The sequence below is a fragment of the Bremerella cremea genome (genome assembly GCF_003335505.1).
Taxonomy (GTDB): domain Bacteria; phylum Planctomycetota; class Planctomycetia; order Pirellulales; family Pirellulaceae; genus Bremerella; species Bremerella cremea_A.
The window spans coordinates 562,790-585,935 of sequence record NZ_QPEX01000045.1 but is presented as its reverse complement, the minus strand read 5'-3'; the positions used below and the strand labels follow the sequence as shown (position 1 = coordinate 585,935).

Genomic DNA, 23,146 nt, shown 5'->3' with positions numbered 1-23,146 from the left:
TCCTACTTAATCTGGAATTCGATCGAAGCCTGACCGAACTTGTCGTCGGCCTGATCGCGTACGGTCAATTCTAGCCGATAGGTACCTGGGGTAATATTCTCAGGCATGTAGATCCGATACGGTACGTAAAAATCGCGTCGGCGAACGCGGCACGAGTCTTTCACTTCGGGGAAGTGCCGGGCATCGATGCGGCGGCCAGACTGATCGTAGATTTCGTAATTGCTTTGCAGTACCGTTTCAAATTGTCCGCCCGTATCACGGGAACTGAAGTTGTCGACTTCGACGTACAGCAGCACTTCCTGCTGTGGTTTAAAGTCGTGCGAAGGAAACGCTTTGAACTGGCCAAAGCTATCCACGCTTTGGATAAATTCGAGATTTTGCAATTGCAGCGGGCTGGCCGACTCAAGGTGAGTCATGGCGCGACGGAACGAGCCCAACGCCAACGCGTGTCGGCGATTTAGCGGAATCTCTTCCATGTTCATGTAGTCGGACAAACCGAACAGCGTGTTGCTCCAGACCTCTTGTTCCTCGGGGCTTAGGCCTTCTACTTTCTCCATGGCATCGGTCTTGCGATCGGCGGCCAGGTAAAGCATACGGAGGCGAAGCTGAGCGATAGTGCGTTCTTCGGAAGTAAGTCGCGTGTTGCTGGCAAGTTCTTCCAACGTGTGAATGGTCTCGTTGAGCATTTGTTTCCAATTGCCGGTTTCCTCTTCCGGCTGGCTACGCGTGGCCCAATAGACAATTGTGTTTCCCCGCCGCGTGTCGGCGATCCAGCCTCGTTCTTTAAGGTCGAACAGAAGCGTATGCAGTTCGTCGATGCTTTGAATATTGGGATCTGGCGAACGACGATCGGCTTCCGGAGAAGTCTGCGAGGCAAGTTGTTTGTGTAACGCTTCCAGCGAAACCTGGCCACGTTGCCACAAAATTTGTAGCACTTCGTATTCGCCTTGCGAAAGTTGGCTGATGTCTTCTTCTTCCGCTGACGACGGTTTAGGGCCTGCCTTTTTGTTGGGTAGGTTTTTCGGATTGTTTCGCCGCTGGCGATACTCTTCCGTTTGCAGGTCTTCCGGATACAAGCCGGCGGGATCGGCCCCCATTTCTGGCACGTAGGTAGCCAACTGGATGTTGGTATTCTCGCGAGTCACTGGCTGAGGCTGCCCCATCGCTCGGGTGGCAGCGGGCGTTTTGCCCCGTTCGAGATCGATGGTCTTGGGATAGATGTTCGGATCGGCTGCCGCCAAGTGTGAGGTGTCTTGATGTAAGTTCGTCGACGGTAGCCGTTGGGGCGATGTCTCGGCGGCTGGATTGGCGGCCGGTTGTTGGAGGTGCCGTTCGACTAGTTTCGAAGCGTACTTCTGAACCATGTCGGTTTCAGGGTTCGATGGCGCGGCAGGGGCCTGGGCGGCAATTGTTTGTTGTGGTCCGAATGCGGGTTCGAGCGTGGAAAGGAGTTCTTCCCATTGGTTGTCGCTGGCCGAAGCGAATTCTTCCAAGATTTGTTGCTTGTCCGCCTCTGGCAGAGACAGCGATTGGACGCGAGCAGCGTAGGTCGGACCTTCTGCTGTCGTTTGGGGGTCAAGCTTTTTCGATTCCTCTAGGCGGGCGGCTAGTTTTTTGGCCAAACTCGACTCAGCCGACTCGGATTGAACGAGCGCATGTTTCTCCGGAGACTTCGCTGCCGAAGCAATCGTGACTTCTTCCGGCTTAGCCGTCTGCGATGCTCGTTGATTGAGGTAGGTATTCAGCGAGCTAGGCTCTTTCGCTTCACGTCCCCAGCCGGTCATGCAACCAGTCATGAAAACAGTAAACGAAATAACACTCGATAGGTAAATCTTCGACTTCATACCATTGGGCTTCCGTTGATGGCGCGCTGGCGCAGCCTTCTTCCAAGAAACGGTCCGGCGGATGTTAGGGAAAGCTCTAGTTTGAAGCAAGAGATACCAGAGTATGTTTATTTCTGGGTGATAGCAGATCGGCCTGGGGCACAGAGGTGCCGCTTCGTTTTTTCCAGGCCTAAGGTTACGAGCGTGCCGTGCTAGCTCGGGGCGGATCGAGGGCTTTCGAGAACGAGACGATCAATTTTTCTAGCGCCAGACGTCCACGTGCTTCCTGGGAATGGCTTCCCTTGAGCGACATATCGAGCTCTAAGAGCTGGCGATAAAGGCGACCGCCGCGGATCTGACCGAGGGCCAGCAGCCGGCGTTGCGCTTCTTCCAAGGCCTTGGGCCAATTGGGGAAGCCGGCTTCTTTCAGGGCATCGCGTAAGCTCACGGCATCCCCTCGACGGCGCGCACGCTGATAGATGCGGGTGGCAGCCGCGAAGCGTCGCAGGCTCCACGCGATTTGTCCAAAGAGCTTCTGCGGTCTTTCGCCAGATTGAAACAAGCGATCGAGTTGTTCGAGGGCATCGGCTGTATTGCCTTCGACGGCGGCATCGACCAGGTGCCAAATTTCCTGCAACTGGCCACCGTGAACTTGTTCCTGCACAAGCTGTTCGTCAATGGCCTCGTCTGACTCAACAAACAGAGAAAGACGCGCGATTTCCTGGTCGATCAAACCGAGTTCGGTACCCAGCATGTCGACCAACATGCGGGCCGCTCCGGCGGAAAGCTTGGTGTCGTGAACGGTTTTGGCCCGTTGAGTAAACCATTTCGTAAGCGCATCGAGATCGAGCGAGGTCTTTTTGCCGCTCTTGCGTTCTGGCGGGTTGCATTGAATTTGCAGACCGACGGCATCGCACTTTTTATACAACCGGGTATTGGCCGCCCACTTTTCGACCTGAAGCACCAGCACGCCGCCAGGACGTTTCTTTTCGAGGAAGTTCTCTAGTTCGTCTCGGTAGCGGGTGACGAATGGATCGGCATCTTCAACAACTGCTAAACGCCTGCCAGAACTACCGAACAAGCTGACCGTGGAAACTTCGTCAGCGACATCGACCCAGGTAACCAGGTTGCCGGATAGCCTGCCGTAGGGGACATCGCGATCTTCGCCCAGCACCGTTTGGCGAACTCTTTCGGTTGCCAAACTGCGCAGGAAAGGATCGCGTCCGAAAACAATGCAGACGGAAGGAACCTGCGTCTCGTCGGAGGCGAGAAAATCGAAAGCATGAACCGTATTTGACATCGCTTCAGCGTACTATGCCGCCGCCCGATTGGCTACCGGACGGTTACCGGCATGCCGGCTTGGTCGTTAATTGGTTTTAGCGGTTTCAGCGAGCGAATCTGGGCTTTCGGAACCAAGCCATCGTTGGCGATGGGACGTTTCAGGACATACTCGCCGATGTTGCCGGCTTGATCGACGGCGGTGATCTTCAGGAAAATATCGGCAGGAACTTCGGGAGTAATTTTCCAGATGAACTTGCCGGAATTGGCAATGCTTTCGGCAATTGGCCGCCAAGGTCCATCGGCAGATGAACTGTAGTACAGCGAAATCGGACGTTCGGCGAGAAACGGATCGGTGGCTGTCCAACTTATATCGAGATGGCCAACGTTCGGTCCTTCGCCGTAGATCACATTAGTAATCGTAGCCACGGGCTTGCTCAGGTCGACATTCACCCAAATGTCGGCCAGGTCGCCAGGTTGAGGACGTCGCCCAGTTAGGCCGTTGCCCCCTTCCACGACAATACGAAATCCATAGATGCCTTCCGATTGAACCTCGACATCGAAGGGGCTTTCCCGGTCGGGATCGACCCCGCCTGGTTCCCAGGTTTCGCCGGCATCGCGAGTAACCCACAACTCGATCTGGCCAATGCCAGAGGGGCCAACCGTTTCGACCCCATAGTTCAGGGCGAAGCCTTTGGTGTTGATCGATTGCGGCTCGACCCCGGGCGGAAGGCCGACATGCTGCGTGGTGGGCTGAGGACGGGCGTTGGGATCGCTGGAGTTGGCAACCGGCGGCTCCATTCTCATGTTCGCCGGACGAAATGGGGAATCGATCCCCGTTGGGCTGGTGGGTGGTGCTGGTTGTGCGAACGTCGACCCAGGTGGTTGCTGCGGTGACGGCTGGGGATTGGCCGCTTGGTTTTGTGGCTGGGGCATGGTGTTGTTGGTAGGCCACGGAACCGCTTGTTTCGGTGGCTGCGGCATTTCAATGCGGCGTTGCTGGAACGGATCGACCGGAACGTTGCCGCCAGCGAGCGAGTTGGGATCGCCACCGGAGGTGCCAGGAACTTGACGTGGGACACCGTTCCAATTGGGACGCTGAGCGATCAAGGGAACCGAGAGAGATTGCTGCGCGGCACCTGCGTTGCCTGCTTTGTCGTAAGCTTCCAGCCGAACGAGCATCACACGTTCGGTCGCCAAAGGAAACCAGCGAGTTTCGCCAGCCAGGATACCTTCCGATTGATATGCCTTCGAGGCGTCGATCTGAACCGGCTGGTAAGGGCTGGCGGCAGACGTTTGATAGCTGAGGCGAATTTGTTGCGGATCGATAGCAGGGTCTTTGATCACCCATTTGGCGATCACTTCGCCCGTTTCCAGTGCTTGCACATCCAGCGTAACAACCGGGGTTTGCGTATCGACGGCGACCTTTAATTCTGGTTGAAAGAAGGCACTGCTATCGGTGGCCCGGCCAGAGGCATCAAACGTGCGAATCGCGAACCAATATTCCCCATCGTTGCGGGCCGTGAAGACAAATCGATCTTGGCGCGACGATTGTCGCTGGTAACCCACCCAGTTGGCGCCGCGATCGTTCGAGACCATCAACTGAACTTGCGGCGTTTCGTTCGGGGCATCCACTTTGAAGGGAATGCCGAACTCGGTCTGCCGGACCAGGATCGGTGCTTTCTCTTGCTGAGGAGCAGTCGTACGGCTTGTGGATTGCGCGAAAAGATGACTATTCACGCATGCCAGCATTGTTGCCAATACGCCAGCCGTGACAGCGAGCAAGCGAAATCTGGCAATCATGGGCACCCCTTTCCAACTGAAGAACACGACAGAGAGTCTATCGGTCGTTCCGATGGTCCGCTTGACGGGGTTGCCCCTATAGTACGTGTCAGTGAAGACTGGCAATTTGTACCGGTCGTAAGGGTCTTACCAGTCGTTCCGTATGTAGCGGCAAATAGAGAATTGGCTACGGATCAAGGTTCTTGAAGTCGGTAGCCGGAATGACCTCGAAACCAGCCCGAGTCGCCATGTCGCGGAGGGTGGCGGAAGAGGTATTGTTCGAGAGGTGGTAGGTGTCTTCGTTCAACATCCCGACGTTGCCTGTCAGCGTCGATGAGTTGAGCAGTTTGCCACCAGTGGTGTCATCATCGATGACGAACGTGCCTTGCGGCCGATCGATGTCGTAGTCTTCGCGCGGATCGGTCCAGTCGAAGCCAACGCCTTGCACTTCCACAATCGCTAAGACGGTGTCGTGCGGGTCGCTAATGTCACTTCGTTTTACGGACTTGGCATAAGGGAACATCGTGGCTTTGCCTACGACAGCAGCCATGTGGGTTGTGCCTGAGCCAAGCGTTGCACCCGCACCGTAGGAGGTGTAAACATCGGGCATCTCTTGTATGACTTGCAAGTTGATGGGAGCGTCCCAGGGCTCTTGAAAGCTGTAACGATTATAAAGATCGTTTCGCCCCAGTTCCGGTAAGATCATCACCCGCCACGAATGACTCGGCTTCCCCTTTTCGTCGGTGAAATAGGCTGGCGGGTAACTTCCATGTGTGTCGTGGTATTGATTAAGGGCCCTGACGATCCGGCGGATGTTCTCTTGCGAGTTATTGTGCATGCGGGCCACACGCATCTGGTGGGCTGCCGGCAACGCTACCCGCACGATCGCGATCGCGACTAAGAAGATCACGGAAAAACAAACCACGGCCCCACCCAGGAGGCCGATTAAGGTGCCTAAAGGAACGCCGCTGGTATCCTTGTCTTTCTGACTTGCGGGGGCCTGAGCGGTACCGTAAGAGGCTGATTCTACCACGCGCGGCGGAATGGTAATCGTTTTGGCACAAACCGCACACGGTCCCGTTTCGCCAGCATAGCGTTCGAGGACCTCCATATGGGTTCCACAGTGTGGACAGTCGAAGGAAATAGACATGGCAGTATCGGGCCGAGCGAAGAGGAGCAAGCGTTATCGCGTTTCGCTTTATCCTAGCCCTCGGTTGCACGCGGAACAACTATTCCGAGCGGAATCGTTGGACGAGGCCGACGTATTGCGCGGCTAGATCTCGAATCCGATCCATATTGCCACTAACAATCGCCGACTTTTCGACGAGCGACCCGCCAACGCCGAGCGCACAGGCTCCTGCTTTTAAGAAGGCTTCTGCTGTGTCGAGATTCACACCTCCGGTCGGCATCATGCGGATTTGCGGCAATGGACCTTTCAAGGCCTTGAGATAGCCTGGTCCGGTCAGGTCGGATGGGAAGATCTTGACGACGTCTGCTCCTGCTTGCCAGGCGCGGACGACTTCGGTTGGTGTCAGTGCCCCAGGCATCATTGCTTTGTCGTAACGATGACTCATTTCGATGGTCGGCAGGTCGACAATCGGCGAGACAATAAACTCGGCCCCGGCCAAAATCGCAATCCGAGCCGTTTCGGCATCGAGCACCGTGCCAGCACCCAGTTGAATTCGGTCGCCAAACCGGTCGGCAACGTACTCGAGCACCTTGTGGGCTTTGGGGACGGTAAAGGTGACTTCAATCGCCGTAACCCCCCCAGCGACCAGGGCCTCGGTCACGTCGGCCAGGATTTCTCCATTGTCTGCCCGGATCACAGCAACAATTCCGACGTTTGTGATATTTTGCAGGGTGGTTTCGCGTGCCATGGTCAAGATGTTCTAACTTGTTATTTGATAGAAGGATACGATGAAGTTTAACCTAGCCGGGGGAGGGGGCTCTTGTCAATTTGCCATTTGGGATGGGCATTCCGGGCGAATCATTGGACGAGTGGACGATTTAGAGGGATAATTGAGTTTAAAGAGGTTTTGTCGTGCTAGCAGTGTATTGGCTGCCCAGCACGACGTGATTAGGTGCGTGACTGATTTGCCCATGGAAAAGCAATACCTACAGTTAGCATTCGCAGTATTCCTACTTGCGGTATGCATCCTAGGATTGGCACTAACGTTTCACCTTCTGAGAAAATGGCGCGAATACTCGGACGAGGACCAACAGAACCCTGATACGATGCTATCAAAGTTCCGCGAAATGCATTCACGGGGTGAGCTATCGGACGAGGAATTCCGAAAGATAACAACGGACATACGAGCCCGAATCCAAGTTACCACAACAAGTTCGGAAGAAACGGAGATCGTTTTTTCCGAAGATGCCAGCAAGGCGGATTAGGGGGAAGTTGTCCGGTTTTTGCGAAAACTACTCGCACAAACCAAAACAATGTTTCGTAGAGCGAGGTGTGGTGCCTGGGAGGCCAACCAAATGAGAGTTGATAGCAACTCTCTCTTCGCCCATGCGAAGCGGTATCAGTCGAGGACGTAGCCACTGCGAATCGTCCAAAGGCTGAGAAAAAAATACGGCTCGAACTCTTTGCGGACAAGGATGCCCCCAGGCCAGACGGCTTCGATAAGCCATGGCCAGTCGAGCAGCACGTGGAAATAACAACAGCCTGGCCGGCATAGCAGCACGAGATTTACCTCAAAGGTGTCCGCCGCCAGTCGCTGTTCCAAGCGAAGCCGAAAGGAGTATTTCATGCCCGCAGGAAATGATGTTGGTGGAACTCGCCATAATAGCACCAACAAGAAAAATGCGTTCTGCTCGTTCTGTCGTCGAAACTATCGCGAGGTCGGACCTTTGGTCGAAGGCCCCGGAGATGTCTACAACAACGTATACATCTGCGGCGAGTGCATCGATTTGTGCAAAGAGATTCTCGACAAAGAAAACCGCCGCCGTGGCACGGGGAACAAGCTGTTCAACAAGATCCCCAGCCCACGCGAAATCATGGCCAATCTCGACGAATACGTCATTGGTCAGGATGGTGCCAAGAAGGTTCTTTCGGTCGCCGTGCACAACCACTACAAGCGGTTAGTCGTCGGGCACGAAGGTTCCGACGTGGAAATCGAAAAGTCGAACATCATGCTGGTCGGTCCGACCGGTAGCGGTAAAACACTGATGGCTCGCACGTTGGCTCGTATCTTGAACGTGCCGTTTGCGATTGGCGATGCCACCACGCTGACCGAAGCTGGCTACGTCGGTGAAGATGTCGAGAACTTGCTGCTCAAGCTGCTGCACGCTGCTGACTTCGACGTGGAAGCTGCTCAGCGAGGAATCTTGTACATCGACGAAATCGACAAGATCGGCAAGACATCGAGCAATGTTTCGATTACCCGCGATGTTTCGGGCGAAGGTGTCCAGCAAGCGTTGTTGAAAATGCTGGAAGGAACCGTCGCCAATGTGCCACCACAAGGGGGGCGCAAGCATCCGGAACAACAGTATATCCAAATCGATACCAGCAACATTCTGTTCATCTGTGGCGGAACGTTTGTCGGCATCGAAGACATCGTTCGCCGCCGGATGGGACGCAAGAGCATTGGTTTCGGCCAAGCTTCGGGCTTCAAGTCGGAAGCGGATGCCGCAGAACTGATGCGAAATGTGACCAGTGACGACGTGCTTGAATTCGGCCTGATTCCAGAATTGGTCGGTCGTTTGCCGATGGTCGCCTCGCTGGAACCACTCGATTTATCTGCTTTGAAGAGCGTGTTGACCGAGCCGAAGAATGCGTTGATCAAACAGTATCAAACGCTGTTCGAGATGGAAAACGCCGAGTTGCAGTTCACCGAAGAAGCAATCGAAGCGATTGCCCAACGTGCTCTGGCCAAAGGGACAGGGGCTCGTGGCCTGCGTTCGATCATCGAATCAGTCATGCTCGATATTATGTTCGACCTGCCTGAACAAGAACCAGGCTCGAACTATTCGATCACCCGGGAGATTGTCGAGGGACGCGAGAAACTCTTCAAAATGCCGGAAACCAAGAGTGCTTAATATCCATTAACCGTTTTCCCCTCCTTTCCGTAAAGAACCCTGTGCCAATCGCCCGGCACAGGGTTCTTTTCTTTTTTGTGTCAATTTCGGCACAGGATAGCGGATTGCAGGGGGTGGGCATTCTCGACGCTGGTATCGGTAAAACGTACAATCAGCGGTCTTATCCCCTCATGTCGATAGAGATACCGTAGAAGACGCATCTTGGAAGAAAACTCGCAAACTGAAACCGCGCTCGATCCCCCTTGGTTGGCGTTTTGCAAGCTTTGCCGATTGCCGAATCTGTTTACGGCTTGGGCAGATATCTTGGCGGGATTTTTTGTCGTTTCGTTCTATTCGAGCGAACGTTTGACCGGCCTCGATTTCCCGCTGGAATTGATGTGCCTGTTGCTGGCTTCCAGCTTGATCTATTCGGCGGGGATGGTGCTGAACGACTACTATGATCGAGAGATCGACGCCGAGCAACGTCCCGATCGGCCAATCCCATCCGGGGCGATCTCGGCCGGGGCTGCTATGGCCATCGGATATGGGATGTTGGCGGCTGGCTGTCTGTTTGCCCTGTTGGGGGGCTTTGTTTACGTCGATTCCGCCGCGATCGCTTGGCGGGGCGGGGTGGTCGCGGTCGTGCTTTCCGCGAGCGTCGTTGCCTACGATGCCGTCCTCAAGCGGACAGCGTTGGCTCCCTGGATTATGGGAGCCTGTCGGTTCTTCAATATTTTACTGGGGATGAGTCTGGCCCAAGCCTTGCCGCAGGAAGGGCACTGGCAAGTTTTCGGCTACGATGCCGGGCAACTCCTGTTCGCAGGAGGAATTGGGCTCTATATCGTCGGCGTCACCTGGTTTGCCCGCACCGAAGCGGTGGCAAGTGATCAGCGTATGTTGATTGCTGGAGCGATCCTCATGGCGGGCGGAATTGGCATGTTGGCCGCATTACCGGTCGCGCAGCCATCGGTTGTGGCTTTGGCGCAACTTACTCCGTCCGGTTTGTGGGGCATTTTGGTATTATTAAGCTTGGTCTTGGCACGCAGAGCGGTCATCGCAATTGCTCGGCCAGACCCCCGTAACGTCCAGCTAACCGTAAAACAGGCGATCTTGTCGCTGATTTTTTACGACGCGGCGATTACCCTGGCGGTATGTGGTACTGGCTGGTCGGTGGCGATTGTGGCATTGTTGCTGCCGATGTTGGGATTGCGTCGCTGGATGTATTCCACATAGTAAAGTTTGGTGGGGAAGGCACTTCGAGTGTCTTTCAAGCAACGCGACGCAGAAAGGGCGAAGGTTCAAATCGGAATGATCTTGGGATATAACACAAACGGTCTCGCGCATCACGACCCTTTCGACGCCGTCGAGGTTCTGGCCGAGATCGGTTATTCCGCGATTGCTCTGACCATCGACCACCTGACCCTTACCCCCTTTGGCAACACTTACCTGGCCACTCGTCAGGTCGACTTGTTGGCCAAGACGTTGGCAGACGCCCAGATGCGGAACGTTGTCGAGACGGGGGCTCGCTTCTTGCTGAATCCTCGGGTCAAGCACGAACCAACGTTCATCAGCCCTGATGCCAAGGGGCGTGATCTTCGTTACGAGTTCATGCGGCACTGTATCGACACCGCGCAAACCCTTAAAAGCGATTGCGTTTCTGTATGGTCTGGCCGACTGCTGGATGATGTTTCCGAAGAGGTCGCCATGGATCGCCTGGTCGCTTCGCTGGAGCCTGTCCTCGACTACGCTGCCGAGCGTGAAGTGATCATCGGTTTCGAGCCGGAGCCTGGCATGCTGATCGATACGATGGATAAGTTCGATCAACTACAAGAACGTATCGATTCGCCCAACTTTCAGTTGACGCTTGATATTGGTCACTTGCATTGCCAGGGCGAGACTCCGATTGCGGATTACATTCGCCGTTACGCCGGGCGGATTGTCAACATTCATATTGAAGACATGAAGTACGGCGTTCACGAACATTTACCCTTTGGCGAGGGGGAAATCGATTTTCCGCCGGTTCTTAAAGCCTTGCAGGAAATTGACTATCAAGGGCCTGTCAATGTCGAGCTAAGTCGCCATAGTCACGATGGTCCGAACATGGCCAAACAGGCTTACGATTTTCTGAAACCGTTGCTGCCGTAATGGTCTCGGGTTTCCGTGTTCTCTGGGAGACGAACTCCCGGTTTCCTCGAAGTGCGTCTCGGGGTAGAGTGACATAATCCTCCTTCAAAGATTGACCTGCCCCTAAGTTCCTAAGTGAGTGATTTCTTATGGCCGACAACGTTGTCCTTCTTTCCATTCCCGGACTTCGCGCTTCCGATGTCGCTCATATGCCGAACCTGGCTGCGTTGACCAAAGATGGGGATCAAGCCCCGCTCGTGCCTAGCTTTCCGGCGGTAACGCTGTGTGTCGAAACCAACATCATGACCGGGATGTTGCCGATCGATCATGGGGTAGTGGCCAACGGCTGGTACGATCGCGAGAAAGGCGAGGTCGAACTGTGGACGATGGGGAACGAAGCGATTCAACGTCCGCAGATTTGGGATACGCTCAAACAGCACAATCCCTCGCTCACTTCGGCGGTTTGGTTTCCGATGTTAAGCAAACGCTGCCAAGCCGATTATGTTTGCATGCCGGCCCCGGTTCATAACCCTGATGGCAGCGAATCGCTCTGGTGCTATACGCGGCCCACGGAATATTACGGCGAATTGCTGGCCGCCTACGACCATTTTCCCTTGAAGTTCTTTTGGGGGCCTTTGGCTTCGATTCCTGCGACGAAATGGATTGCCGATACGGCCGTTCTCACTGCGAAGAAGCACAAACCCAACTTTTTCTACATCTATCTGCCCCACCTCGACTATCAGGCCCAAAAGCTGGGCCCCGATAGCGAAGCCGCGATGAAGTCGGTTACGGAACTAGATGGAGTGTTGGGAGAACTTTTTGCGGGCTTAAAAGAAGCCTACGACGAGGACGTGTTGATCTTGATCGCCAGCGAATACACGATCGTTCCGGTCGATCATGTGACCTATCCCAACCGTGTGCTGCGTGAAGCTGGCCTTTTGAAGGTCAACGATGGGGAAGAAGGTGAGTTGATCGACTATCGCGGCAGCGACGCGTTCGCGCTTGCTGATCACCAGCTTTCGCACATCTATGTGAAAGATGCTGACGAAGCAACCATTGCGAAAGTTGCCGAGCTATTCCAAGGACAGCCTGGCATCGCAGAAGTGCTGACCGGTAAGGATCGGGGAAAATACTTCCTCGATCATCCCCGCAGCGGCGAGGTCATTCTGGTTTCGACCGCCAACAGTTGGCAAGCCTATTACTACTGGTTAGACGACGCGCGGGCACCGAAGTTTGCTCGGACGGTGGATATCCATCGCAAGCCAGGCTACGACCCGGTTGAATTGCACGTTGATATGGCAACTCGGTCGATCCCGCTCGATGCAACCCTGGTGAAGGGCTCGCACGGGGCGCCAGCCGAAACCGACGCTCAACGCGGTGTTTTGCTTTCTAATCAGCCGGGCGTTTATCCTGAAACGCCGATGGCAGACACCGACGTTTGCGACTTGGTCCTCCGCCAGTTCAATATCTAATTTCTCTTTGCGAGGGCTGCCTTGCCAGGCCAACAGGGGCAACCAATGGAAGCCCCTGAATTCGTAGACAAAGCGTTTGATCGATTTTAAGAGACACACGCAGGCATCAATAAATTCTATACTTGAAGTGTTTGGCGGGCTTAATAGACCCGCTAGGGATTTCGTATCGGCAGCAATGATTAAAGGGAACCGACACCCAAACTAGGGCCATTGTTGTTCTGGTTATGCCGATTTTTCTAGCTGTCCCTTGCGTGGATCACGAATTCACCACGTTTCCCTCCGCACCTGCTCTAGGACGAAAACTAAATTTTCAGGGTAGTCATCGCGGTGCGCTTGCATAGAACCGTGACTGGCAATGATTGCTTGACTCGATCTGAAATGAATTGGGAAGCCCAGAGTGCCAACCGGAATCGAAAAGACTTTTCAGCTGTTTGCAAGTACGGACAACCATGCGGTTGTGCCGGTGCTTGTTGACGCGCTCGATTCCCCTTATTCCGATATTCGAGAGTCCGCGTTGTCCTCGCTGTTGCATCAGCGGCACGTCGTAGCCCAGAGGGCGATTGTGCAACGCTGGCGACAATTTACCCAAGTGCAGAAAAGCTGGATCGAACTGTCCGGTATTTCGTTGGAAATCGCTTTGCGAGAGATGATTCATTCCAGCGATCCGGCGGAATTTTCGCTCGGCTTAGAGATTCTCGGCCAGGTTTACGAGTATGAGCTGATCCCTTCGCTGGTCATGCTTGTCCGTGAAGGCAATCAACAATACCGCGACTCGGCAGGAATTACGCTGATAAATCTGGCCGCGAACCTGCGGAAAGAGTTGCGTAACTCGGACGAGAAGGTGGGTTCGACCGAAGCCGTGCGGGGGCGGGCAATCGAATCACTTGGCAATTGCATCTGCCACTACGAACAACATGAATCGCTGGCGATTCTCGAGTCGTTTCTGGTGTTAGCCACACGCGAGAATCAACTGCTGCGTGAAGCTTGGAGCAACACCAAGCACCCAGCCCATAGTTCGATCATTCGGATGATGCGGCATAGCACGCGGCCTGAGATTATCGATTTGCTGATCGGCACGTTGAACGACATGCATCCGAGCATTCCGGTGTTAAATATCATCGGCTTGAGGCATGATCCTGCTTTCATGTCGGAACTGACCACTCGGCTGCAAGGAACGCTTAGCGACGAAACACGCCGGAACTTGGCCAAGTTATCGAAGGTTGCTTGGGCAGAAGAGCATTGCAAGGTGCTCGATAAGTTGAACGGCTTGCAGCAAGCGGCAGCGGTTCACATGGCCATGTCGACTTCGATTGGGTCGAGCCGCTTGTACGACTTGTTGGTCATGATGGCAGGTTCCGGGCATTCGTCTGGGCGATTGGCGGCTTTGGAAGAATTGGCCAGCTACGTCGATCCGCAAACCAACGAGATGATTTTAGAAGCGGTCAGCGATCCCAACTCTTCGGTCCGCGCCGAGGCTCTGCGGCAATTGCGGCCACGCGGGATTCCTGGGGCGATTAAGTTGTTACTGCAGCATCTCGATAGCCCGCAATTGGTTATCCAAGACACTGTTCGTCGGGCGCTCGCTGAATTTAATTTTCCTCGTTACCTCGCCGCTTTTGACAAGATGAATCCAGAGGCGCAGAAGAACAATGGGCGTCTGGTTCGCGGTATCGATACCAATACGCAGCGTTTGCTTGCCGCAGAACTGACCAGCGAAGCGAGCTCACGACGCCTGCGTGCGATTAAGATCATCGAGGTCATGGAAAATCATTTAGACATGGAAGCCGATCTAATCAACGCGTTACGCCACGAGGATTATTTCCTGCGGGCCGAGGCCGCCAACTTGTTGGCCCGTTGTCACTCTTCGGCGGTGGTGTCTGCGCTGAAGGAAGCCATGCTCGATCGCAATGTGCGTGTGCGAGAAAACGCAGAAGCGAGTCTGCGGAAGATTGCCGGCACAAAGTCAACCGTGGCGGCTGTCGATCCCCCTACGGTGACTCAATAGAAGGATCGAACCATGCGTGCTTGGGAAAAGTTGATTCTTCTCGCGGTGGATGGACCGGTCGATTTCACGGCCATGGGCAGGCACTTTCGTGCCGACAACGCGACGATCAATCTGCCCCACTGGATCATTCTTGCCCTGGCAGTGCTGGTCGTCTCGTCACTGATTTGGGCACTTTCTCGCTGGCAAGAGAACGACGAAGAGGTTAGCAACGAGAACCCACAAAAGCTGTTTGACGACCTTTGTAAACAGCATAGCCTCGGTGCCGCAAGCACGAAGATGTTGCGGAAAATCAGCCGAGAGCTTCAGCTTGCCAATCCGGCAAGCCTGTTTGTCGATCCGAGCCTTCTGGTTTCTGCCGTCCAGCTTGAAAAGTTTCACGGCACAGAAACGGAATTAACCAAAGTGGGCGAAGAGTTGTTTGGCTATCATCTTTGGCGGCAAGCGGTCGCGACCGAACGTAACCACGGGCATTAGGCTTGGCTGCGTTCCGGCGCACCACCGACGCCAGCAGCCTCTTAGACTCGGACAATCTTCACGGCGGTTCCATAGGCGAGAACTTCGGTGGAACCTTGCATGAACTCGGTGGCATCGTAGCGCACGGCAATCACTGCGTCGGCACCATGTTCGCGGGCATGTTGTACCATCAAGTCGTAAGCATGCTGGCGTGCCTCTTCGCATACCGAAGCGTATTCAGGAATGTTGCCTCCGCCAATCGAGCGTATCCCGCCGATGAAACCTCGGGCGATTCCGGTCGAGCGGACAACGATGCCCCGCACGACTCCCAGGTAGTCAACGATTTCATGGCCAGCGATGTCGTTGCCTGTCGTGATGATCATGGTCGGTGCCTTACACGCTAAGAAGGGTTGTTGATGTTTGCGCAAGCAAGCCAAGCATCGATCGATCCGTTTAGCCACGATTTCCGGAGCTTCCGTTGATCGTCCCTGCTGGATTGCTCGCGCAGAAGTCAATCGTCTCGGGTTTTGGCTCTTTATAGCCTGAGACTGCGCATGAAAAAAGCCGAGGTCAGTACCTCGGCTTTTAGGGAAACTTGGTCAGAGCGGTGCGTCTTAGAACGCGCTGTTACCGGTTGGGCGACGTTTCTGGAAACCGGCTTGCTCTTTTTCCTTGGCGGCTTCGATCTCTTCGAGACGCGAGCCAGAGTTGAGGCGAACCAGCTCTTCTGCCCCGACATAACCAGCCCATTGAATGAACTGGTCGACTCGAATGGCTTCGATACCATTGTTTCGAGCCGTTTCGCTCATTTCAGTGTAGGCTTTCAAGCCACCTTCCGAGGTTCGATCGGTTGGCCGATCACCCAGAATCAAGTAACGAACTTCTGGGGTTAAATTGCCTTTAATGTCACCCTTGCCGTCAACATAGGCGACTACTTGGCCACCAGCCGTTTCAATGATGTCTCGCAAGGTTTCGCTATCGTCTTTGCCATCTCGGTCGATATCGATCAAACCAACGATAGCAAACTTTTCGGAACGACCTGGCGTCCAAATTGGGGTGAAGATTGCATCGCCAGGCATCACAGGATCGCCCACATCGGACTGGGTAATACGTGCTTCTGCTTGGTTGCCGGAGTGAATTCGCGTGATCTCGATCATCGCTTTCGGTTTCGAGTCGACTAGGCTTTCTTGGCCAAATGGGTAGACACTAAAGGTCATTTGGGGACGCAGCATGTCCGACGAGCCGAGGTTCACCCACACGGTTTTATTGCGGGGGTTCGACCACACAATTTTTCCATCAGGACGGTCGCCAGTTTTGGGCTTCAGGTCTTCGGTAATTTTTAGCAAGCCAACAATGCGTTGTTGTTGTTCGTTGATGGTTTTGTTCAGGGCTGCTTGCTCACTAGCGGCGGTTGCTTGAACCTGGGCAACTTTGCCTTCGATACCTGCCTTGGCAGCGAGAACTTCTTTCTGCTGATTCTGTAGCGAGGTTCGTTCGGTTTGGGCGTCTGCGGTCAACTTACGTAGTTTGGCTTCGGCGTCGTCTTTCGCGGAAATGGCTTGAGCGACGCTCGAAGCTTTTTCAGCCCGAGCTGCGTCGCGTTCGGCAGTGATGGTGTTGACTTGTTCCCGAGCAGATGCGAGCTGTTGTTCGAGGGTCGCGTACTTGTTGCGAAGCTCGACCGGGATCTTGCGATAGCTCATCGCTTGAATGTCGGCAGGCGTCCCGTTTTCGTCCGCTACGAAGGAGGCTACGTCGTTGGCGAACTGGGTTTCTACTTCTTCCATCGAGGTCTCTTCGGTGTGGCCAATCATGACCTTCAACCGGTTGAGATTGGTCATTGCTTCTCGCTGCGAAGACTGCGCCGTTTGAGCCGCGTTGTTCGCTTGCTTCGCGTCGGCTTGAGCTTTCGCGTTGGCGTTGTAAAACACGCCGGCAACGATGCCGAGGCCTAAGACCATCATCACTAACAGAATCAGAGAGATATGCAGACCTTGGTTATCACGGGACGCCATGGGCGAGTTTCTCCTTCGGGCGACAAGTACCGGGGACCGTGTGGTGAACGTAACGATCTCCCTAGTTTGCCTAAATTAGTCAAAGCTCGGGCAAATTCCAATCCGCTGATTGGTGCGGATCGAGTAATTTATGCGGAGAAGGCCGGAAAGACCTTCTAATTCGATAAGGTTAGCCGTAGGGCAGATTAGCGTTTGGGACGAGGGGATGGCTAGCTAATTGATTGCCAGCACTTGTAAGTTTAATCGGGACAGACCGGAAAGTCAATGATTTGGTATTGATGTAAGTCGTTTGATATCAATGGATTCCAGTCGATGTTGCGGAATTGCAGCAAGATGCTTTCCGGCTACGTTCCTTCAGGGAGGCGTGTTGATTTCCGGAGAATCGCGTGAATGAGGCGTTTCGCGTCCAGACGCTTGTTCGTAACTCGTTACTACACAATAATCTACGAACAGATTTGAGTCCCAGATAAGCTGTTGGCTTCTTTTTTCGTAGATGGAATGATGACAAAACGCACTCGGCAGACGTCGCTTGGATTCGACACGCACACTTCCGAGGAAATTTCGGAAAAATCGCCGATCCCCACCCAGCAGCCACAGGAAGAGACCGATCCGAACGATCTGCGCGGCAAAAATGTCTGGATTGTCGACTCCCATTCGTTGATCTTTCAGGTGTTCCATGCCATTAAGCCAATGACCGGTCCGGCCGGGCAGCCGGTGGCGGCCATTTATGGTTTCGCCCGGGACATGATCTTTCTGCTAGAGAAAAAGAAGCCGGACTATTTGATCTGCGCGTTCGACATGCACGGACCGACGTTTCGTCACGATTTGTACGACGACTACAAGGTCAATCGATCTGAAATGCCCGAGGAACTTCCTTCGCAGATCGAAGGGATCCGACGGCTGCTCGACGCGATGAACATTCCGGTGGTCGAGTCGCCGGGCTTTGAGGCGGATGACGTGTTGGCCGCGATGGCCAAAGTGGTTGATGAGCGAGGGGGAGTTTGTACCCTGGTCACGACCGACAAAGACTGTCGGCAGTTGATTACCGACAACGTACGGCTGTTCAACGTGCGGAAAGATGCCTTCTACGATGCCGAAGCGCTGCTCGGTGACTGGGGGATTCGCCCGGATCAGGTGGTCGACTTTCAGGCCATGGTCGGTGACCCGGTCGACAACGTACCCGGCATTCCCTTAATTGGTCCCAAAATTGCCAAGGAACTGCTCAACGAGTTCGATACGCTGGAACAAGTGCTGGACAACGTCGATAAGATCTCTGGCAAGAAGCGAAAAGAGAACCTTGCCAATGGTCGCGAGAAGGCGATGCTGAGCAAAGTGTTGGTTCGGCTACGCGACGACGTACCCATTGAGTGGGATTGGGCTCGGTTTTTAGTCGGACCTGCCGATGCCGAGGCCTGCGAAGCGATTTGCAACGAGTATGGTTTTCGCACTTTGCCAAAGCAACTGGAAGCGTTATCGGCCTCGGTGGCAGGGCAGGGGAGCAAGCCGGTCAGCCAGTTGCAGCAAGACACGCTGGACTATCAGACGATCGAAACGCTCGACCAATTACGCGAACTGGTAAAGGTACTGGCGGAACAGAAGCGAATTTCGATCGATACGGAAACGACCCACACCAGCCCGCGCTGGGCCGACTTAGTCGGGATTTCGATCTCTTGGAAACCAGGCATCGCCCGCTACATTCCCATTCAGGCCCCAGCCGAAGATGTACAACTTCCGCTGAACGAGGCGATCGAGATTTTGCGACCGGTACTGGAAAATCCCAACGTGAAGAAGTTGGGGCAGAATCTTAAGTATGACGAGATTGTTTTCCGTGGCGTAGGCGTACAGTTGGCAGGTATCGACTTCGATTCGATGATTGCCCACTACCTGCTTGAGGCAGGAGCACGTTCGCATGGTTTAGACGAACTGGCCCGACGATATCTTCAGCACGACACGGTCAAGATTACCGAGCTCATTGGAACCGGTAAGAAGCAGATCTTGATGAGTGAAGTGCCGGTTGAGAAGGTTTCGTACTATGCCTGCGAAGATGCGGATATTCCGCTGCGACTGTACGAGATACTCAGTCAACGGCTGGACGAAGAAGGTCTGAACGATCTGTTCGACGACGTCGAGATTCCGCTGATCGATGTCCTGGTCGAAATGGAATACAACGGTATCCGTGTCGATACCGAGCGACTCGATCAACTTAGCCGTGATTACGGTCAGCGGTTGGACGATCTGGAAAAACAGATTTACGAGATCGCCGAGCAACCGTTCAATATCGCTTCGCCGAAACAGTTGGCTGAGATCTTATTTGAAAAACGAGGGCTTCCGGTCATCAAGAAGACCAAAACAGGGGCCTCGACCGATGCCGAAGTACTGGAGCAACTAGCCAAGCAAGATCCGCTACCGCAAAAGATCGTCGAGTATCGTCAGTACGCCAAGCTGAAGAATACCTATATCGACGCTCTACCGAATATGATCTGCCCGAAGACCAATTTGGTTCACACTTCGTTCAATCAAGTGGTCGCGGCAACAGGGCGGCTTAGCTCGAACGAGCCGAACTTGCAGAACATTCCGATCCGCACCAAAGAAGGGAAAGACATTCGCTCGGCGTTCAAGGCCAGCCGCGAAGATTGGGTTTTGGTTTGTGCAGACTATTCGCAGATCGAACTGCGTGTGTTGGCACATTACAGCAAAGACCAAGCCCTGCTCGATGCGTACCAACAAAATCAAGATATCCACGCACGGGTTGCATCCGAGGTGTATGGCATTCCACTGGCCGAAGTGACTTCCAGCGAGCGTCGCAGCGCGAAGGCGATTAACTTCGGAATTGTTTATGGGCAAAGCGCCTTCGGGTTGGCGAAGTCGTTGGATATCGAGAAAGATAAAGCCTTTGGATTTATTGACGCTTACTTCCGGAAATATCCTGGCGTCGACGACTTCATGGAGAACACCCTCCAGCAGTGCTACAAAGATGGCTACGTGAAGACAATTCTTGGGCGTCGGCGAAAGATCGACGGTGTCCGTTCTCCCCAAAAGCGTGATCCCATGGCTCGGCAACTCCTCATGCCAGAGCGGACTGCCGTAAATACCGTGATCCAGGGATCGGCGGCAGATATTATCAAGTTGGCCATGCTCCGAGTTCACCGTGCGTTGAGCGTTTCAGGGCTGGCATCGAAGCTGTTGCTACAAATCCACGACGAATTGGTGTTCGAGGCACCACCAGAAGAAGTGCAAGCGTTGGTGAAATTGATTTCGCACGAGATGGTTTGTGCGATCACGTTGGATGTCCCCTTGGTGGTCGATGTCGAAACGGGACAGAACTGGGCCGAATGCGAGCCATTTGAAATTGATAGCTAGTCTCACAAGTGTCCACAGAAAACGCACTCACCGAGCAGAAAACTAGAGTAAGTGGATAGACAAAATGGAGTTGAGTTAGTTTGCCACCTTATTGAGTTTGTTTAGGCATGAAGACAATCGGAGTTCTGGGGGGCATCGCATCCGGTAAGAGTGCGGCTACCAACATCTTACGAGAATTGGGCGCTGAAGTTTTCGATGCCGATAAAGCCGGGCATCGCGTGCTGGAAATGCCGGACGTGAAAGAAGAGATTCGAGCGAGATTTTCTGCTGCCGTATTTGATAGCCAAGGGCAAGTTTCTCGGCCCAAACTGGCCTCTTTGGTCTTTGGTGATTCCGCCGAGCATCGACAGGCCTTGGCTGACCTCGAAAAGATCTCGCATCCACGGATCGGGCGACAGCTTGAAGAATCGCGAAACCAAGCCCGCGAACGTAGAGTTAGTGCTTTTGTGGTAGATGCCCCTGTGATGATCAAAGCGGGTTGGATTGATTGCTGTGATCATGTCCTCTTCATAGATGCCTCACGAGAAACTCGTCTGAAACGAGCTCGAGCTCGAAACTGGACAGAAAATGAGTTTGACAATCGCGAGGCAACGCAGGAAGAATTAGACATTAAACGTCAGCACGCCGACTTCGTCATCCCAAATGAAGGCGATTTGTTTCAGCTGCGAGACAAGCTTGAAACGTTTTGGAGGCAGCAAATCGCCACTTCCTCATCGTGACGCGGGTTCCCGCGATAAGTTCATCGAATATTTTCCGCTATATCGCCGATGCTTATTTTACGAAGTGCATTCATTTAACGGTAAAATAACCCACCATAAATCCAAGGAGGGGGTTGTTAAGCGGCGTGTCTTCGAGTGAACCTGAATTATCCTTACCCCTATAATTTACAACCATTTACGAAGATTAGGTTTCCCACGAATATCGCCTCGCGTACTTTCAAGCGTTTTGCTACAACGAGTAAGTCTCCTCTTTCATTCCTGGAACAGCCGGCGCATTCATGCCGATCAATGAACCGCTTCGATACGTAGCCGGTCTGGATAGTTAGTGATGGGACCATCTCGTTTCACGCCATCCGGCCAGGGAACTTCTCTCGGAGAATAATCTCCAATGCCGCACCGTAATTCAACAACAAATCGAAATAACAATTCCAATTCGAGTAGCAAAATGACGCCTCGGGTCTCGAAGGATGGTAATGCGTTTGGCGCCGGAATTATGCCGGACCCTAACGAGAGCACTTCAGACCAGACCGATCAACCCATGTCCAATTCGCCCCAATCCTCCGGTTCCTCGAACAATCATTCTTCCGATGGTCGTCGCTCCTCGCGGGAGTCGTCCAGGCGGAATTACAACAATCATAATAGCTACGACGACGGCCCCGAGCCGATGTCCCTCGCAGAGCAGATCGCCCGGGGGAAGCAACGCGGCGAAACTTTGGGGGAAGAAGACGATCAGATCGAAAATCTGAAGCACAGCGAAGTCCATATCGCAGAGCTGCAGAAAATGTCGATGGCTGAACTGATTGAAGAGGCTCGCAAAGAGAACCTTGAAGACATCACCGCCTCGCGCCGCCAGGACCTGATCTTCCGGATCCTGAAGGAACGCGTGAAGATGAGCGGCCTGATGTATGGCGAAGGTACGCTTGAAATTTTGCCGGATGGCTTCGGATTTCTCCGTAGTCCCGACTATCACTACCTTTCCTGCCCGGACGATATTTACGTCTCGCCTAGCCAGATCCGTCGGTTTGGTTTGAAGACCGGGAATGTGGTTACCGGCCAGATTCGTCCGCCGAAGGAAAACGAACGCTACTTCGCCCTGCTACGCGTTGAAGCGGTGAACTATCAAGATCCCAACGTGGCGGCTCAGAAGGTCTTCTTCGACGACTTAACGCCACTGCATCCGGACGACCGTATTCGGATGGAGACGACCCCAACCGAAGTTTCTGGACGCATTATCGACTTGATCGTGCCCATTGGTTTCGGCCAACGCGGGCTGATTGTCAGCCCACCGCGTGCTGGTAAGACGATCATGATGCAGAACATGGCCAAGTCGGTTCTGGCCAATTACCCCGATGCCTACGTCATCATGCTTTTGATTGACGAGCGTCCGGAAGAAGTCACCGACATGGAACGTCAGGTGAAGGGCCCGAACTGTGAAGTGATCAGTTCAACCTTCGACGAACCACCTTCCCGCCACGTTCAGGTTGCCGAAATGGTGATCGAGAAGGCGAAGCGGATGGTTGAGTTTGGCACGGACGTTGTGATCTTCCTCGATTCAATCACCCGCTTGGCGCGAGCCTGGAATAGCGAGTGCCCACCTTCGGGCAAGCTGCTTTCTGGTGGTTTGGATGCCAACGCTTTGCAGCGTCCTAAGCGGTTCCTCGGTTCGGCCCGTAAGGTCGAAGAGGGGGGCTCGCTTACGATCATCGCGACCGCCTTGGTTGATACCGGCAGTCGCATGGACGATGTGATCTTTGAGGAGTTCAAAGGAACCGGCAACCAAGAGATCGTGCTCGATCGCCGGATGGTTGATCGTCGGATCTGGCCGGCCATCGATATCAACGCGAGTGGAACTCGTCGCGAAGAGATGCTGATGGACCCAGAGGAATATCGTCGCGTCTGCATCTTGCGACGGGTGCTCAACGAAATGAACACCCCCGATGCGATGGAGTTCTTGCTTGGCCACATGGGCAAGTTCAAGACCAACGCAGAGTTCCTGATGAGCATGAACGTGCCATAATGCACGATGTTCTCGCTATTTAACGCGGCCTCAATATTGAGCGCCGTGTTATTCTGGGAAGCTATCTCCGCATTA

The 23,146-nt window shown here is 54.0% G+C and carries 17 protein-coding genes; 9 read left to right on the top strand and 8 right to left on the bottom strand.

All coding sequences use genetic code 11. The features are described from left to right. Positions 1-2: 2 nt before the first annotated feature. The 6 genes from DTL42_RS23210 to DTL42_RS23180 form a co-directional block, all read right to left on the bottom strand. Positions 3-1,844 (bottom strand): BlaI/MecI/CopY family transcriptional regulator, encoded by a 1,842-nt coding sequence (locus DTL42_RS23210; protein WP_114372698.1) that lies wholly within the window; start codon positions 1,842-1,844, stop codon positions 3-5. Positions 1,845-2,019: 175 nt separating this feature from the next. Further along, positions 2,020-3,123: a DNA polymerase III subunit delta gene (gene holA / locus DTL42_RS23205; protein ID WP_114372696.1), complete on the bottom strand. Its 1,104-nt coding sequence runs from the start codon at positions 3,121-3,123 to the stop codon at positions 2,020-2,022. 32 nt (positions 3,124-3,155) lie between these two features. Continuing rightward, a complete protein-coding gene (locus DTL42_RS23200) occupies positions 3,156-4,904 on the bottom strand; it encodes a hypothetical protein (protein WP_114372693.1) in 1,749 nt (582 codons plus the stop codon). A 166-nt stretch (positions 4,905-5,070) separates the two neighbouring features. Then, positions 5,071-5,994, bottom strand: a complete 924-nt coding sequence (locus DTL42_RS23195; protein WP_158545525.1) for a DUF1559 domain-containing protein — start codon at positions 5,992-5,994, stop codon at positions 5,071-5,073. Positions 5,995-6,112: 118 nt separating this feature from the next. Continuing rightward, complete coding sequence (locus tag DTL42_RS23190) at positions 6,113-6,760, bottom strand: bifunctional 4-hydroxy-2-oxoglutarate aldolase/2-dehydro-3-deoxy-phosphogluconate aldolase (RefSeq protein WP_114372689.1); 648 nt, start codon at positions 6,758-6,760, stop codon at positions 6,113-6,115. Positions 6,761-7,411: 651 nt separating this feature from the next. Then, on the bottom strand, positions 7,412-7,639 hold the full coding sequence (locus DTL42_RS23180) for a hypothetical protein (protein ID WP_114372684.1): 228 nt from the start codon (positions 7,637-7,639) through the stop codon (positions 7,412-7,414). Between DTL42_RS23180 and clpX the strand changes: the two genes are divergently transcribed. The 6 genes from clpX (at position 7,638) to DTL42_RS23150 (ending at position 14,981) form a co-directional block, all read left to right on the top strand. Next, positions 7,638-8,927 carry an ATP-dependent Clp protease ATP-binding subunit ClpX gene (gene clpX / locus DTL42_RS23175; RefSeq protein ID WP_114372682.1) on the top strand — a complete coding sequence of 430 codons (1,290 nt, stop codon included), beginning with the start codon at positions 7,638-7,640 and terminating at the stop codon, positions 8,925-8,927. The two genes, DTL42_RS23180 and clpX, sit on opposite strands and share 2 nt — an antisense overlap. A 201-nt stretch (positions 8,928-9,128) precedes the next feature. Continuing rightward, positions 9,129-10,139: a UbiA family prenyltransferase gene (locus tag DTL42_RS23170; protein WP_114372680.1), complete on the top strand. Its 1,011-nt coding sequence runs from the start codon at positions 9,129-9,131 to the stop codon at positions 10,137-10,139. Between the two features lie 75 nt (positions 10,140-10,214). After that, positions 10,215-11,051, top strand: coding sequence for a sugar phosphate isomerase/epimerase family protein (locus DTL42_RS23165; RefSeq protein WP_114372957.1), 837 nt, complete (start codon positions 10,215-10,217; stop codon positions 11,049-11,051). 128 nt (positions 11,052-11,179) lie between these two features. Then, positions 11,180-12,502, top strand: a complete 1,323-nt coding sequence (locus DTL42_RS23160; protein WP_114372678.1) for an alkaline phosphatase family protein — start codon at positions 11,180-11,182, stop codon at positions 12,500-12,502. A gap of 397 nt (positions 12,503-12,899) precedes the next feature. After that, positions 12,900-14,507: a HEAT repeat domain-containing protein gene (locus DTL42_RS23155; RefSeq protein ID WP_114372676.1), complete on the top strand. Its 1,608-nt coding sequence runs from the start codon at positions 12,900-12,902 to the stop codon at positions 14,505-14,507. A gap of 12 nt (positions 14,508-14,519) precedes the next feature. Then, entirely contained in the window at positions 14,520-14,981 is a 462-nt protein-coding gene (locus tag DTL42_RS23150; protein ID WP_114372674.1) for a hypothetical protein, read from the top strand. A gap of 41 nt (positions 14,982-15,022) precedes the next feature. Here DTL42_RS23150 and DTL42_RS23145 read toward each other — a convergent pair whose 3' ends face one another. Then, complete coding sequence (locus DTL42_RS23145) at positions 15,023-15,343, bottom strand: YbjQ family protein (protein ID WP_114372955.1); 321 nt, start codon at positions 15,341-15,343, stop codon at positions 15,023-15,025. Positions 15,344-15,574: 231 nt separating this feature from the next. Next, entirely contained in the window at positions 15,575-16,975 is a 1,401-nt protein-coding gene (locus DTL42_RS23140; protein ID WP_114372672.1) for a hypothetical protein, read from the bottom strand. 498 nt (positions 16,976-17,473) lie between these two features. On the opposite strand from DTL42_RS23140, the gene polA reads away from it, so the two are divergent. From polA to rho, 3 genes are all read left to right on the top strand, one after another. Beyond that, on the top strand, positions 17,474-20,335 hold the full coding sequence (gene polA / locus DTL42_RS23135) for a DNA polymerase I (protein ID WP_234824328.1): 2,862 nt from the start codon (positions 17,474-17,476) through the stop codon (positions 20,333-20,335). A 107-nt stretch (positions 20,336-20,442) separates the two neighbouring features. Continuing rightward, positions 20,443-21,054, top strand: coding sequence for a dephospho-CoA kinase (coaE, locus tag DTL42_RS23130; protein ID WP_114372667.1), 612 nt, complete (start codon positions 20,443-20,445; stop codon positions 21,052-21,054). A gap of 538 nt (positions 21,055-21,592) precedes the next feature. Continuing rightward, the gene (gene rho / locus DTL42_RS23125; protein WP_425305532.1) at positions 21,593-23,071 is read left to right on the top strand and encodes a transcription termination factor Rho; all 1,479 of its coding nucleotides are present in this window, start codon (positions 21,593-21,595) and stop codon (positions 23,069-23,071) included. Positions 23,072-23,146: the final 75 nt, after the last annotated feature.